Annotated in this window: 16 protein-coding genes; 6 read left to right on the forward strand and 10 right to left on the reverse strand. The window is 30.7% G+C overall.

Annotated elements, in window-relative coordinates; all coding sequences use genetic code 11:
- Positions 1 to 19 precede the first annotated feature (19 nt).
- Together CN601_RS00580 and CN601_RS00585 are read left to right on the forward strand one after the other, a co-directional pair.
- Entirely contained in the window at positions 20 to 1,003 is a 984-nt protein-coding gene (locus tag CN601_RS00580) for a glutathione S-transferase family protein (protein ID WP_098169656.1), read from the forward strand.
- Positions 1,004 to 1,026: 23 nt separating this feature from the next.
- Positions 1,027 to 1,548: a GNAT family N-acetyltransferase gene (locus CN601_RS00585; protein ID WP_098169657.1), complete on the forward strand. Its 522-nt coding sequence runs from the start codon at positions 1,027 to 1,029 to the stop codon at positions 1,546 to 1,548.
- Between the two features lie 515 nt (positions 1,549 to 2,063).
- Here CN601_RS00585 and CN601_RS00590 read toward each other — a convergent pair.
- Both CN601_RS00590 and CN601_RS00595 read right to left on the reverse strand, forming a co-directional pair.
- Complete coding sequence (locus CN601_RS00590; protein ID WP_179865378.1) at positions 2,064 to 2,522, reverse strand: DUF4279 domain-containing protein; 459 nt, start codon at positions 2,520 to 2,522, stop codon at positions 2,064 to 2,066.
- A gap of 237 nt (positions 2,523 to 2,759) precedes the next feature.
- Positions 2,760 to 3,878, reverse strand: a complete 1,119-nt coding sequence (locus tag CN601_RS00595; protein WP_098169659.1) for a tyrosine-protein phosphatase — start codon at positions 3,876 to 3,878, stop codon at positions 2,760 to 2,762.
- A gap of 470 nt (positions 3,879 to 4,348) precedes the next feature.
- Here CN601_RS00595 and CN601_RS00600 point away from each other — a divergent pair, with 470 nt between their 5' ends.
- A complete protein-coding gene (locus CN601_RS00600) occupies positions 4,349 to 4,873 on the forward strand; it encodes a GNAT family N-acetyltransferase (RefSeq protein ID WP_098169660.1) in 525 nt (174 codons plus the stop codon).
- A 629-nt stretch (positions 4,874 to 5,502) separates the two neighbouring features.
- Here the strand turns inward: CN601_RS00600 and CN601_RS00605 are convergent.
- Complete coding sequence (locus tag CN601_RS00605) at positions 5,503 to 5,697, reverse strand: hypothetical protein (protein ID WP_098118405.1); 195 nt, start codon at positions 5,695 to 5,697, stop codon at positions 5,503 to 5,505.
- A 113-nt stretch (positions 5,698 to 5,810) separates the two neighbouring features.
- Between CN601_RS00605 and CN601_RS00610 the strand changes: the two genes are divergently transcribed.
- Positions 5,811 to 6,425: a LysE/ArgO family amino acid transporter gene (locus CN601_RS00610; RefSeq protein ID WP_098169661.1), complete on the forward strand. Its 615-nt coding sequence runs from the start codon at positions 5,811 to 5,813 to the stop codon at positions 6,423 to 6,425.
- A 95-nt stretch (positions 6,426 to 6,520) separates the two neighbouring features.
- Here the strand turns inward: CN601_RS00610 and CN601_RS00615 are convergent, their stop codons facing one another.
- From CN601_RS00615 to CN601_RS00635, 6 genes are all read right to left on the reverse strand, one after another.
- On the reverse strand, positions 6,521 to 7,216 hold the full coding sequence (locus tag CN601_RS00615) for a helix-turn-helix transcriptional regulator (RefSeq protein WP_098169662.1): 696 nt from the start codon (positions 7,214 to 7,216) through the stop codon (positions 6,521 to 6,523).
- Between the two features lie 219 nt (positions 7,217 to 7,435).
- Complete coding sequence (locus CN601_RS00620; RefSeq protein ID WP_179865380.1) at positions 7,436 to 7,759, reverse strand: low molecular weight protein tyrosine phosphatase family protein; 324 nt, start codon at positions 7,757 to 7,759, stop codon at positions 7,436 to 7,438.
- 19 nt (positions 7,760 to 7,778) lie between these two features.
- The gene (locus CN601_RS00625) at positions 7,779 to 8,297 is read right to left on the reverse strand and encodes a YfiT family bacillithiol transferase (RefSeq protein ID WP_098169664.1); all 519 of its coding nucleotides are present in this window, start codon (positions 8,295 to 8,297) and stop codon (positions 7,779 to 7,781) included.
- Between the two features lie 76 nt (positions 8,298 to 8,373).
- Entirely contained in the window at positions 8,374 to 9,306 is a 933-nt protein-coding gene (locus tag CN601_RS00630; protein WP_098169665.1) for a manganese-dependent inorganic pyrophosphatase, read from the reverse strand.
- A gap of 269 nt (positions 9,307 to 9,575) precedes the next feature.
- Complete coding sequence (locus CN601_RS26715; RefSeq protein WP_179865379.1) at positions 9,576 to 9,737, reverse strand: hypothetical protein; 162 nt, start codon at positions 9,735 to 9,737, stop codon at positions 9,576 to 9,578.
- A 66-nt stretch (positions 9,738 to 9,803) separates the two neighbouring features.
- Positions 9,804 to 10,496, reverse strand: coding sequence for an SDR family oxidoreductase (locus tag CN601_RS00635; protein WP_098169666.1), 693 nt, complete (start codon positions 10,494 to 10,496; stop codon positions 9,804 to 9,806).
- A 106-nt stretch (positions 10,497 to 10,602) separates the two neighbouring features.
- Between CN601_RS00635 and CN601_RS00640 the strand changes: the two genes are divergently transcribed.
- Positions 10,603 to 11,952 carry an MATE family efflux transporter gene (locus tag CN601_RS00640; protein WP_098169667.1) on the forward strand — a complete coding sequence of 450 codons (1,350 nt, stop codon included), beginning with the start codon at positions 10,603 to 10,605 and terminating at the stop codon, positions 11,950 to 11,952.
- 49 nt (positions 11,953 to 12,001) lie between these two features.
- Here the strand turns inward: CN601_RS00640 and gpmA are convergent, their stop codons facing one another.
- Positions 12,002 to 12,793, reverse strand: coding sequence for a 2,3-diphosphoglycerate-dependent phosphoglycerate mutase (gene gpmA / locus CN601_RS00645; protein WP_098169668.1), 792 nt, complete (start codon positions 12,791 to 12,793; stop codon positions 12,002 to 12,004).
- Positions 12,794 to 13,172: 379 nt separating this feature from the next.
- Between gpmA and CN601_RS27215 the strand changes: the two genes are divergently transcribed.
- The coding region (locus tag CN601_RS27215) for a hypothetical protein (protein ID WP_218923223.1) at positions 13,173 to 13,383 on the forward strand (211 nt) is incomplete at its 3' end.

Below are 13,383 nucleotides of genomic sequence, written 5' to 3' on the forward strand. Positions count from 1 at the left end.
GAGAAAGGAAGTTTAAATGATGAGTCAGACAAAACTAACTGAAATAACAGTAGATGGATCATTTAACAGACAACTAAATCGTTTTTCAACACCTTTTGGGAATATGCCTGAAGAACTTCCAATAGAAGCTAATCGATATCGACTCATTTGGTCGGCAGCATGTCCATGGGCACATCGTTCTGTTATTGTTCGAAAAGTCTTAGGTTTAGAAACTACTATTAGTTTAGGAACTGTAAGCCCTATGCGTCCAAGACTAGATCGTGTAGATTGGGAATTTTCGTTAGATAAAAATGGAGTAGATCCAATCTTAAAGACTCGTTATATGAGTGAAATTTATTTTAATTCTGATGAAAACTATTCCGGTCGACCAACTGTCCCAGCAATTGTCGATATTAAATCAGGTAAAGTAGTTAATAACGATTATTTTAAACTAACAAACTATTTTGAAACGGTTTGGAAACCATTTCATAAGAAAATTGCACCAGACTTATATCCAGTTTCGATCCGTCAAGAAATCGACGCACTTAATGAAATTATTTTTACTGATGTAAACAACGGTGTATACAAATGTGGATTTGCACAATCACAAAAATCATATGAAAAAGCTTATGAAAAGTTATTCAATAGATTAGATGAGCTAGAGCAACGATTATCCAAACAACGATTCTTATTTGGTGATAAAATTACCGATTCGGATGTGAGACTCTATACAACACTTGTCCGATTTGATGCTGCCTACTTTTCTGCCTTTAATACAAATCGCAATTTAATTCGGGAATTTAAAAATTTATGGGGATATGTACGTGATTTGTATCAAACTCCAGGATTTGGTGACACGACTGATTTCGATGCGATTAAAAGACATTATCACTTATCTATTACAATTTCAACAGATAAGGATGAACCAAAAGTTTTACCAAAGGGTCCTGAGCTTTCTTTATGGAATACTCCACATAATCGAGAAAATTTAAGTGGACAAAAAGAGAAGTTCCTTATACATTAATTCAGAGGAGATGAGATGAAATAATGGTAAATATAGAAATTCAAAATGCAAAAAAAGAGATGTACCCATCCATTCGCCAACAAAGAATTGACGCTTATAATGAATATGCAAATGTTCTTCCGGTTGATCATTGGAATGCCTTAAAAAATTCAATTTCTTCAAAAGTTGATGAGCAAGAAGGAGTCGATTTAATCGTTGCTACAATTCTAGGAAAAATTGCCGGAAGTGTTGCTTTATTCCCAGCAAAAACAAATGCCTATGAAGGTTATGTTGAAGAACTTGATTATCCTGAAATTCGTATGCTTGCTGTAAACTCAACTTGCCGTGGTCAAGGAGTTGCAAATGCACTTATTTCTGAATGTATAAATCGTACAAAGGAAAAAGGTTTCGAAGCGATTGGCTTACATACTGGAGAATTTATGAAAAATGCTATTAGTTTATACGAAGGAATTGGTTTTAAAAGATTGCCAAAATTTGATTTCCAGCCAGCTGATGACGGTATTAATGTTAGAGCTTACCAGTTGAAATTTAGATTAGAAGATTAAATTGTATAATATAGGGTTATCTTTCGTTTAGCCTTAAGGTAAGATTGGCTATCAAATTGTTTTGTTCATTTAATCATTTCAAATTAGTAATAAAAAGTACTTCTATCTATACTAAGAAGTACTTTTTCTATTTTTTAATCATTCTATACTTTACACCGCTGCAACGCTTAATCTGCAAAAAATGCAGGCTAGAGTTATTTTCATAGGGCTTTTAATTTATTATCCATATGATCACCTAACAACAATCCGTTCAAATTCTATAACTAATAAATGTTATAGTTACTATTTCATTTGTTTCTGTAACTGATACTTCTACATCCTTAATTTCAAATTCATTAAGGATACATTGAAATATTGAGTTCTTTAGTAATTTTGTAATAATAAAACATAGTGTTATTTAAAGTAGGTTTTGCAGAACTTTTTTATTATTATAAAAGATTTATAAAAGGAAATAGTTCTATGTAACTAAAGAATAAAACATTTACATATTTACCTTATAAAACTATTAATTGGATTTAATCATCCAAATCCCAATCACTTTCATATGGATTTGCAAATAAGTCTATTTCAATTGATGCTTCGATTTTTGAACAAAAATTAATGACATCTTGGTCATACCAAATGGCTGGACAACATCCATTTTCAATAATTGGGACTTGCATCAGAACAAATTCACATTCATATATTCTTTTAATCGCAATCAATTCATTTACTTTGCTTAAAAGAGACCCAATTATTTCCTTAGCTTGTTTATTTGCATCTAGTGTCTCAATGTAATTTGTGCTCAATTTCCAACTTGTATATGTTCTATACCGCCTTTTTATTGGGATTATTTTACGTTTTCTTGTTGTTATAATCTCTTCACCTTTAATATAAGAATTAGTTGGATTAATCTCTAACAATTTAGTTACATATTCTATTGGAAAGTTATCGCCTTTAATTTCAAAATATGTCATTACACTTGTATGATCCATATTTCGCTCCTCTATGTTATTTAACTCTAGTATACTTTTAAATTGGTTCATAAAAAAGATAATCATTAGTCTTTTTAATGCAAAATATTAAAAGGACTGGTAAGAATATAGCCAAATTAGATTAAGACACTATTTTGAAAAATCCACGTGGAAACTAGTCCTCAAATAAGTAAAAAATCACAAAGGTTTGTCCAAAGTTATTACACTTTAAACAACCTATGTGATTTAATTTTGTTTCTAATTCAAATACATTTCTTTTAATTTTTCACGATCTTTTGCAGTTAATCCAATGACTTTTTTGAAGTAATTATCGTATGAACCATAATGTTCTTTAATTTGATTCAATGAAGCTTGTAGCCACTCTTTTTTTACTCCCATAATTGCTGTTACTACTTGTCTTTGTTCATCCGTTTTTAATAGAGGAGCCATTGCATCTAGTTGTTTTTGAATATAAACAGGGTTGTTACTTAACATATAGTCATCAAGTACTATATTTTCTGGTACTCCAAGAGACAGTAATACAAGAGCAGAACCAACTCCAGTGCGATCTTTACCCGCTGTACAATGTTGTAAAACAGCATCGTTTTTTGATTTTAAAAGCAACTGAAATAATGTTCTGTACGCTTCTACATCCGGATCTTCAACCATTTCTCTTTGCATCTGTTTGAAAGTCTTGTCCAGTCCTACCATATCTAAATTAAAGATGTCTAAAGTTGTACTGCCAGATTTTATAACTGGATCATTGATATTTGCTACACCCTTTATTACTGGATCTGGACTTTTTGCTAACTCATCTGCGCTTCGGTAATCGAGAATTGTTTTTAATCCAGAATTTTGTAAATAAGATATATCATTTTTTGTTAAGCCTACTAAAGCGTCTGAACGATATAATTTTCCCCATTGAACTGTTCTTCCATCAACAGTTTCGTATCCACCTAAATCTCGGAAGTTAAAAGTTCCTTGCAGAAAAACTTTACGCTCTCCAACAATTGTACTCGATCCATTTTCTCCAATTATATGAAAATATGGTCTAGCTTTTGGACTTGGATCGTCCACGGTAATCGAAGTACCAGAATTAACTTTAACTAGTAATTTCCCAATTTTATCTGGAGATGTTGACCAAAATATACGGACTTTGTCTTTTTTATTTGTTCCGTTCCATGAAAAGTCCAATTTACCTTCTTGTGTACGTTCCACTTTAGCAATTAGTTGATTTTGTTGATTTAGTAATGAAGTCTGTTCTTGTTGTGATTTTACTCCATTAGTATTCATTACTTGAGCATGAGCAGTATTAGATAAAATTGATGAAGCTAAGGCAAATGTTAAACTGTAACTAGCTAATTTTGACTTTTTCATATTCAGTTCTCTCCACTCTTTTATTCTATTAAATTTAAAGTTGTATTCATATATCGGAAACTTTCACCTTTTTTTGCAACTTGTGTTTCTTTCTTATGAATAATGCTTTACAAAAAAAGTATATAAATATTTTTTTAATCTCCTATATAAGTGGTGTAAAGAATGTGTAAAGAATATTTTTTAAAGTCGAAATTAACAGAAAACATTTTTTTAATATGAAATCCAAGTGAATGAAGAAACGTCCCCGATTGTACGTATTGGCTGAATGGACCGATTTAAACCTAAATTTTATTAGTCAAAAAGCTTTTTCTTCAATATATAATGATCATTTGCCATAAAAAATCATTCAATAAATAACTAACTAATCTAATTTGTGTTAATTAATTAGAAATAAAAAACAGCATTGGAATACTATCTTAATATGCATCTTTTAAATAAGAAATTTCTTTAAAAAAGTTGGTGTGAATTAATTGTCAACTATAGACAAATCTAAAATTCTGATCGAACCATGGAACGATGCAGATCTTAGTTTACTTATTTCCTTAAACACGAATAGAATGACTCAATATCTTGGTGGACTTGAGAGTTATAACCAAATTATGAATCGTCACAAGCATTATCTAGAAATGAGAAAAATGGGGACAGGTCAAATGTATGCGATAATATTACTTCCCCATCGAACAAAAATAGGAAGCGTTGGTTATTGGGATCGGAAATGGAATGACAAATGGGTTTATGAAATAGGCTGGAGTATTTTACCTCAATACCAAAGAAAAGGTATTGCATCAGTTGCTGTAAAAAAAGCAATTATAAAAGCTCAAGATGAATTAAAACATAACTATATTCACGCATTTCCTTCTATTAAAAATGTTCCATCTAACAAAATATGTGAAAAACTAAAATTCAAACTAATAAAAAAATGTAATTTCGAATACCCGATTGGTCATTTTATGGTATGCAATGACTGGCGAATAAAATTAAAGAAGAAAAAATAAGTTAGGTCTTATATGGGCTTAATTTTTCACTATGTTGAAATAAACTAGTCAATAATTAAAATGTTGCTAAGCGACCTATTTGACAGTAATTTTATAGTCTTTAGATGTTGTTGTTTATTAATTTATTTTAATAGATAATTTGTTATTGGATTACAAAAAAACATTAGTAATAGACCTTTTTCAGAATATAAAATATTGAGATATTATTTGTTTGAAGAAGAAATTCTACTAGTAATTTATAAGTAAACGATCTACCGATATTAGCAAATAACTTGCTAATTAATTTCTATTTTTCTCTAAGTAAAGGGGATTAATGAGTTTCTTTATTGCACACTTTTTTTTTTTGAAGAAGTTGATTGGAACGAAAGGATGCTCGATTCCTATGGGAAATGCGGGAAGGCTGAGACCCCNNTGTAGTGGAAATCAACATCAAATAGCTTCTTTTACATTGAAATATTGTTGACTAATTGAAAAGTTCTTTTTTCAACAGCGTGTTAAGTTAAGTCATACATTGGCTTAACTTTTTGTTTTTAAAAATTCTAGTATTCTGAATCATTATTCATTATAATTAAAAAGTTACATAAAAAAGCCGAGCTCAATTTATTATTGGCTCAGCTTTATTTTTTAGTTTATTCAAAATAAAATAATGAATCGTGAGAAGTATTTGTCTGATAGTAGTTCATTAAATCTTCTACTGAAATTCCTCTAATTTCTGCAATATCATTAAAACTCATATCATAGTGATATGACAGTTCATGTAAAGATAATGCTGGATTATTTGCTAATAATTCATAATCAGGTATATTTTCAAATTGTTGAGACATACTCATCACTTCCTTTTGCAGTTTCTTACTATCCTTTCCTAAAATTTACAAATTTAGTCAAGATTGTCGAAAAGAAATGATGTGTACATAAAATTGATTAGTTAGGTGGTATTATGATTCAAACTATTTTACACGCAACTTTATTATCATTTGGTTTAATCCTACCTTTAGGGGTCCAAAACGTATTTATTTTTCAACAAGGTGCAACTCAAAAAAAGTTTATTAGAGCTTTACCAGCTGTATTAACTGCATCGCTCTGTGATACGTTATTAATTACTTTATCGGTTACAGGAGTGTCTGTCCTTATTTTAACTTCACCATATTTAAAGACTGCGCTTTTAAGTTTCGGAATTTTATTTTTAACTTATATGGGCTGGCAAACATGGAAAGCTAAATCTTCTGAGATCACATCAAATCAAGACAATTTCTCAGTGAAAAAGCAAATATTGTTTGCTGCATCTGTTTCACTTCTTAATCCGCATGCAATCTTGGATACAATCGGTGTAATTGGAACGAACTCGCTTCAATACGATGGTAATGAAAAAATTGCATTTGCGATTACTTGTATAGCCGTTTCGTGGATCTGGTTTATATCCCTTGCAATAGCAGGTCGAACTGTCGGGAAAATCGATCACTCAGGTAAATTCATGATTATCATTAATAAAATTTCTGCGATTATCATTTGGTGTATTGCTATTTATTTATTAAAAGGTTTAATCATAGGCTAATAAATTTTTTTGATTTATCTATAACCTCAATAAAAAGCAGTATATAGATAATTTACTATATACTGCTTTTTTATCTCAACTTTCTTTACTACCTTTTAGAAATAATCTAAAGCAGCTAAAGTAAGAAATGCTTCTATTAATCTTAGGAGTTTTTCTTTTTCTTCGGAATTTAACATCTTATTCGCAGTACGTATCATGGTAGTACCTTCAATCCAATCATCTTTTTCGATTGGAAAATAGCCAGCTATTTGAAACAATTGAATAACAGGAACACCAAGGGGATCTGCTAGTCTTTGGATAATTTCCGATGATGGAATTCCTTTTTTTCCATTTTCAATTTGTGAAATATATGAATGTGACACGTTCGCTTTTGTTGCAAGGCATTTAATTGATAAGTTATTTTTTAATCTAGTCACTCTGATAAAATCAGCAAATAATTTTGATCGTTCATCAAGTTTATTTTCTTTATAAACGACATCAAATTTTAAATTACTATTTTTTTCATTCTTTGCGAGATTAAAAACTTCTTCTGAAATATTTTTTAATGGAACTTTCAATCCATCAGGTGCATTCACAATATAAGCACACCAAATTAGCTCTTCAGCATTACCACCTGTTACTTTTGCAATCGCTCTTGTTAACTTTTCTTCAGGTGGAGTTAGTTTCGCATTTTGCAATTTACTTAAATAGCTCTTGTCTTTTGAAAAGCCCATTTTATTTAATTCATTTGCAATTTCAGCCAAACTTAAATTTGAATTTTTTATATATTGCTTTAATAATTTGTAGTACATACTCACACCATATCCCTCAATTTACTTCTAGTTTTATGTTTATGTGTAAATCATGAACCTTGACACAATACTATTTTATGTTTTTTTGAGATTTATGAATTTCGTGAGTATTTACATAATTTTCCAAAATAAATAAATATGATAATTAAGTCTAAAGTACTAAAACCCGCTCAAAAATTTAAGCGGGTTTCTTTATAATCTAAATGATTTTACCAATATTTATTTTTCGATTTGCTCTAAAACTCTATTTTGAAGAATTTCAATTAATTCTTCATCCATATACTGATAATCATCCGCGATATCTAGATTTACAACAGTTTTATGATTAAGCAAAATACCGAATTTTTCACGAATTCTTCTTAAATGCTTTTTCTCCATTACGAAAATGATATCTGCCCAGCCGATATGTCCTTCAGTCACCTTAATTCTAGCTCCTGATTCCGTACCAGCTGATCTTGCTTGATGTCCTTCATATAAGTGAAAGATTTTTTCAGCTGTAGGACTTCTCCATTGATTTTTACTGCATATAAATAGTAATTTGATTAGGATCACACCTTAAAAATTATTTGTTATTTTTTACTAAATAAATATGTGCTAAATGATGCTGACTGTGCCAAGCATATAAAGCTAAAAGAAAATCAATGCTTATTTTTTGGTTTAGTTCAGGGTGAAAACATGTGCGTTTAAACTGTTCATCTGTTAATGATTCAAGTAATATGACATATCTTTCGTGGATTCCTTCAATAATTTTTAAGGAACTTTGAAAATCACAATTTGAATCGCTTAATGTAATCCAGGCATTTTCATCATAACCTTTGATTGTTGGGTTTTCTTCAGTTAATGCTAATTTTACTCTGATCAGGCTATTCATGTGGCTATCTGCAACATGATTTATAACTTGTTTTGGTGTCCATCCACCTTCACGATAAGGTGTATTTAATTGTTCTTCATTTAGAGATGTTATTGCTTCCTTAAATTTAAAAGGAGCATCTTTTAACACTTTTATAAATTCTTCTCTTTGTTTAGTAGTGTAGCTTGCTGGAACGTTAAATTTACCAATTGGATATTTCAAATTTTCCATTTTAACTCCCCCATTTACCTGTTATCTATAAAAAAACAACAAAGCCATGCAAGACTTTGTTGTTTTTTTTACTAAATTAAAGTGTATTAAATGTTTCAGTTAATACTGGAACGATTTGTTTTTTGCGAGATACAACACCTTTTAATAATGCAGTATTGTTTTCTAAAGTTACATTGTATGCTTTTTCTACTGCATTAGTAGAAGTACCTTTTGCAACAGCAATTGAATCATTTGTTAAAATATCAGTTACGACAAATAAGAATAAGTCTAAACCTTTATTTGAAACGATCCCATCTAGTACGTTTTCTAATTCAACTTGACGTGAAAGTACATCATTTGTATCAACTGCATTTACTTGAGCAATTTCAACTTTAAAGCTGCCCATTTGGAACTCTTTAGCATCAAGTGAAACTAATGATTCAATTGATTTATCAGCTAAATTTGCACCTGCTTTTAACATTTCTAAACCATATTCCTCTGCACTTACACCTGCAATTTCAGCAAGTTCCTTTGCAGCAACGATATCTTGTTCAGTACATGTTGGTGATTTAAATAATAATGTGTCAGAAATAATTGCTGAAAGCATTAAACCAGCAACTTCCTTTTTAATTTCAACATTATTTTCTTTATATAATTTATTTAAAATTGTAGCAGTACATCCAACTGGCTCACAACGATAGTATAAAGGATCGCTTGTTTCAAAATTTGCAATTCGGTGGTGATCGATTACTTCAAGTACACGTACTTGTTCAATATCATCAGCACTTTGTTGACGCTCGTTATGGTCAACTAAAATTACGCTTTTCGTTTCAACTGCTACTTTTTCCACTAAACGAGGAGCATCTGTTTTAAAAGTATCTAGTGCAAATTGAGTTTCTGCACTTACTTCTCCTAAACGAATCGCTTCAGCGTCTACTCCTATAGCTTTTTTTAATTCTGCATATGCAATCGCAGAGCAAATTGTATCTGTATCTGGGTTCTTGTGACCAAAAACTAGTACTTTTTCCATCATGATTCTCCTAACTTATATCTCGTTTTTCAATATTTTTATATGTATTTTTAATACCAAGAAATGGTTTTAATATAAAACGCTTCAATAATAATACCATATCAAAATAAAAAAAAATAGCCAAAATGGCTATTCTTTACAGTTTGTGGACAAAGTCTCTAAAACTGTTTTTTTCAGCTATTTATTCATTCGAATTTATTGCGCTAATTGTTTAAACAAAGTATTAAAAGCGCTTACGAAAACAACTTGTTTTCAAAAAATAGCTTAAGTCACTCATCAGAGTTTTTGTATGACATCGTTTCAGTAATTGGTTCATTTTTTGGTAACCAATCAATTGGTATATCGTCTGCCGTATTCATATCCTCAAGTAACATTGCATCAAAATTATGTTGATTCGGCTCAGTTGATTTCTTCTTATTAGATTTGCTCATCTTTAAGACCTCACTTGTCATTCAATTTTCAAGTTTAGTTTGTGTAAAAGATGACTGAGCTAATACTTATTTTACATTTTTAATGATAATTTCAGGAATTGATATATTTTTACGGGGTTTTATATTATCAATAATAATTTCGGCAATATCATCCGGATTCATCATTTTTGAAGTTTTGTCTTCATCAAAAATACCAGTCCAAAAATCAGTGTTCATTCCACCCATATATGCTGCAAATACTGATATAGGTGTTCCTGTTAATTCAACTACTAAACTTTCCGTAAATCCTTTAACACCAAATTTACTTGCACAATAAACTGATTCAGTAGCTTTACCAATTAACCCCGCAGTTGAAACGATATTAACAATCGTTCCACTATTTTGTTTTTTCATTTGTTTAAGTACTTCTTGTGAACAAAAAATGGTACCTTTTAAATTAATGTCAATCATATTATGTACTGCTTCTTCATTCAATTCATCTGCAAGCTCAAAAATGCCAACACCTGCATTATTAAATAATAAATCAACATTACCGTATGTTTGAACAATAGTATCGAATACTCGTTTTACATCATCATATTTAGAAACATCTATCGTATGGATTGAATAATTGTTTGGTAATTGTTTTCCAACTTCTCTTAGTTTATTTTCAGTTCTTCCTAATAAACAAATATGTGCTCCATTTTCTGAATACTTTTTAGCTAATGACGCTCCTAATCCACTTCCTGCGCCTGTAATTATAACGACTTGATTACCCAATTTAAGACCAACTTTCTATAAATAATATTTATCCGAATAATTTCATTATAGCTATTAAACCAAAACATGATACAATTGTAAAAGTGTTTGTTTAGGAGGTCGTAAAATGAATACTACAAAAACGGGGAAAATATCACATTTTTTTAAATTATTGCTTCCGATTTTAATCACACAAGTGACATTATTTTCAATGTCATTTTTTGATACGATTATGTCTGGGAATAGTAGTCCAGGAGATTTAGCAGGTGTTGCGATTGGCGTAAGTGTTTGGACACCAATCAGTACTGGTTTAACAGGCATTTTGGTTGCTATTACAACCATGGTTGCCAATTTAAAAGGTGCAAAAGAAGAAGAAAAAATAACTCCGCTTATCACACAAGCACTTTATTTAGCTGGTATTATTGCAATTGTTATTATTATTATCGGGACCTTTACGATTCATCCAATCTTAAATCAAATGAATCTTGATCCAAAAGTTCATCGAGTAGCACTTCATTTCTTATACGCTTTATCATTTGGAATTTTACCTTTATTTTTATATACGGTAATTCGTCAGTTTATTGATGGATTAGGAAAAACAAGAACAACGATGATCATAACAATTATTTCAGTACCGGTTAATGTTATTTTAAATTTTTTCCTTATATTTGGTAGAGCTGGTCTTCCTCATTTAGGAGGAGTTGGAGCTGGTGTTGCATCAGCTATCACTTATTGGATTATTTTTGGAATTGGTTTTTACATTATTAAAACTAAAAAGCCTTTTAAGTCATATAATATTTTAAAAAAGCTACCACCAATTTCATTTACTACTTGGAAAAGTATTTTAAAATTAGGTGTGCCAATTGGACTTAGTATCTTTTTTGAAGTAAGTGTTTTTTCAGTCGTTACTTTATTATTAAGTGAATTTGATACGAAAACAATCGCTGCGCATACAGTTGCTATGAATTTTGCAAGTATGCTTTATATGGTTCCATTAAGTATTTCAATGGCTTTAACAATTGTAGTCGGCTTTGAAGTTGGCGCAAAAGATTTTCAAAGTGCGAAGGAATACAGCAAAATTGGTTTATTGATGGCTGTGTTGATCGCTTCAGTTTTTGGAGTAATCATCTACTTATTCCGCTATGATGTTGCAGGTTGGTACACAAATGATTCATCTGTACAATATTTAGCTGGTGGATTTTTAATTTTTGCTATTTTGTTCCAACTATTTGATGCAGTTGCTGCACCAATACAAGGTGCATTAAGAGGTTATAAAGATGTTAATGTGACATTAGTGATGATGATTTTGGCTTATTGGGTGATCGCTTTACCAATCGGTTATTTTCTATCTCAAACGAGTCTTGGTGCAAAAGGATATTGGCTAGGTTTAATAAGTGGATTGGCTGTTTCAGCAATTACTTTAACTTTCCGATTAGTACAACTCCAAGTTAAAAAATTAAAACTTTCTGAAGCATAAAAAAAGGATGGAAAAGCATTATGGCTTTTCCATCCTTTTTTTCATCCGCTTAATCATCTTGAATCGTCAAATGAGGATTTTCATCATCCAATTGATCAAGTAATTCGCTTGGAATATGTTTTGGTATGACATCAGCTGGGACTTCCCCATATACACTTAAATAGTAGTGTCGAATCGGCTTTAAGTCATTATTTAATTCATAAACTAATGGAATGCTAGTAGGTATATTAAGTGAAGCGATCCCATCTGCTGAGATTTCATCTAAATATTGAACAATTCCTCTTAACGTATTACCATGCGCGGATATAATAACCTTCTTACCTGATTTTAATGCAGGTGCAATTTCTTCATTCCAATATTTTAACACTCTTATTTCAGTATCCTCTAGACTTTCCGTCAGAGGGTATTCGCCTTCTAATAAGTCTTTATAACGGGGCTCATTAATCTCGTACCTTGGGTCATCTGGCTCTAGAGCTGGCGGCCTAATATTCATCGATCTTCTCCAAATGTTAACCTGTTCATCTCCGTACTTCTTCGCTGTTTCTGTTTTATTCAGTCCTTGAAGTGCGCCATAATGACGTTCATTTAATCTCCATGTCTTATGCACAGGAATCCACATCATATCAATTTCATTTAAAATAATCCATAATGTACGAATTGCTCGTTTAAGGACTGATGTATAAGCAATATCAAAAGCAAACCCATTTTTTCTTAAAATAATTCCAGCTTCCCTAGCTTCAGAAAGTCCACTTTTCGTTAAGTCAATATCAGTCCATCCTGTAAATCGATTTTCAACATTCCATAAACTTTGCCCGTGTCTGATTAATACAAGTTTAATCATATCGATCTCCTTTTAAAGTCAAAGATAACATTTAGTTTGCTGAAAAGTTAATCATTTGATTCAAAAATAGCACTTAGTTCCATCGTAGATTAAAATTTGCGTGATCTAATTTATAATTGATTTAACAGAAAATTCAGTTTATAATAGCTAAAATACAACTTTTAAATAAATCCGAAAGTACGTTATCATATTTTAATACCTTCATTTTCAAAACCTTTTCATAGTTGTTTCCAATCAAATCTTTCCTTATTATTTTACTTTGAGCTTTCATATCCATATTGATTCTTCTTAATACTAATTAGTCTAAAAGATTACATCTCATCGTTAGTTCGATTAGTTTTTGTCTAAGCTATATTAATATGAAAGAGGTGTTTTAAAAGTGGAATTTCGTAGTAGTGGTAGGCTCTCCAATTTTCTAGTAGTCATCTTGTTTTCAATTTGCTTGTCTTCGTTCATCTTTTACGTTCAAAAACATGGTTTTCCAAGTACGCTTAAGGCTTATTGTATCATCTCCTTACTAGGATTAATGTTTTTAGCTTACGTCGGATATATTCGAAGTATGGTGATTAGGATTGTAGATTGTCAACTAA

This window comes from Bacillus sp. AFS017336 (assembly GCF_002555445.1).
In the GTDB taxonomy this organism is placed as follows: domain Bacteria; phylum Bacillota; class Bacilli; order Bacillales; family Bacillaceae_G; genus Gottfriedia.

Coding starts and splice junctions, on each gene's coding strand:
- CN601_RS00610 (WP_098169661.1), top strand. CDS start 5,811: ATGATTCAAACTATTTTACACGCAACTTTATTATCATTTGGTTTAATC.
- CN601_RS00590 (WP_179865378.1), bottom strand. CDS start 2,522: ATGGATCATACAAGTGTAATGACATATTTTGAAATTAAAGGCGATAAC.
- CN601_RS00595 (WP_098169659.1), bottom strand. CDS start 3,878: ATGAAAAAGTCAAAATTAGCTAGTTACAGTTTAACATTTGCCTTAGCT.
- CN601_RS00580 (WP_098169656.1), top strand. CDS start 20: ATGAGTCAGACAAAACTAACTGAAATAACAGTAGATGGATCATTTAAC.
- CN601_RS26715 (WP_179865379.1), bottom strand. CDS start 9,737: ATGAGCAAATCTAATAAGAAGAAATCAACTGAGCCGAATCAACATAAT.
- gpmA (WP_098169668.1), bottom strand. CDS start 12,793: ATGATTAAACTTGTATTAATCAGACACGGGCAAAGTTTATGGAATGTT.
- CN601_RS00640 (WP_098169667.1), top strand. CDS start 10,603: ATGAATACTACAAAAACGGGGAAAATATCACATTTTTTTAAATTATTG.
- CN601_RS00630 (WP_098169665.1), bottom strand. CDS start 9,306: ATGGAAAAAGTACTAGTTTTTGGTCACAAGAACCCAGATACAGATACA.
- CN601_RS00605 (WP_098118405.1), bottom strand. CDS start 5,697: ATGTCTCAACAATTTGAAAATATACCTGATTATGAATTATTAGCAAAT.
- CN601_RS00585 (WP_098169657.1), top strand. CDS start 1,027: ATGGTAAATATAGAAATTCAAAATGCAAAAAAAGAGATGTACCCATCC.
- CN601_RS00625 (WP_098169664.1), bottom strand. CDS start 8,297: ATGGAAAATTTGAAATATCCAATTGGTAAATTTAACGTTCCAGCAAGC.
- CN601_RS00615 (WP_098169662.1), bottom strand. CDS start 7,216: ATGTACTACAAATTATTAAAGCAATATATAAAAAATTCAAATTTAAGT.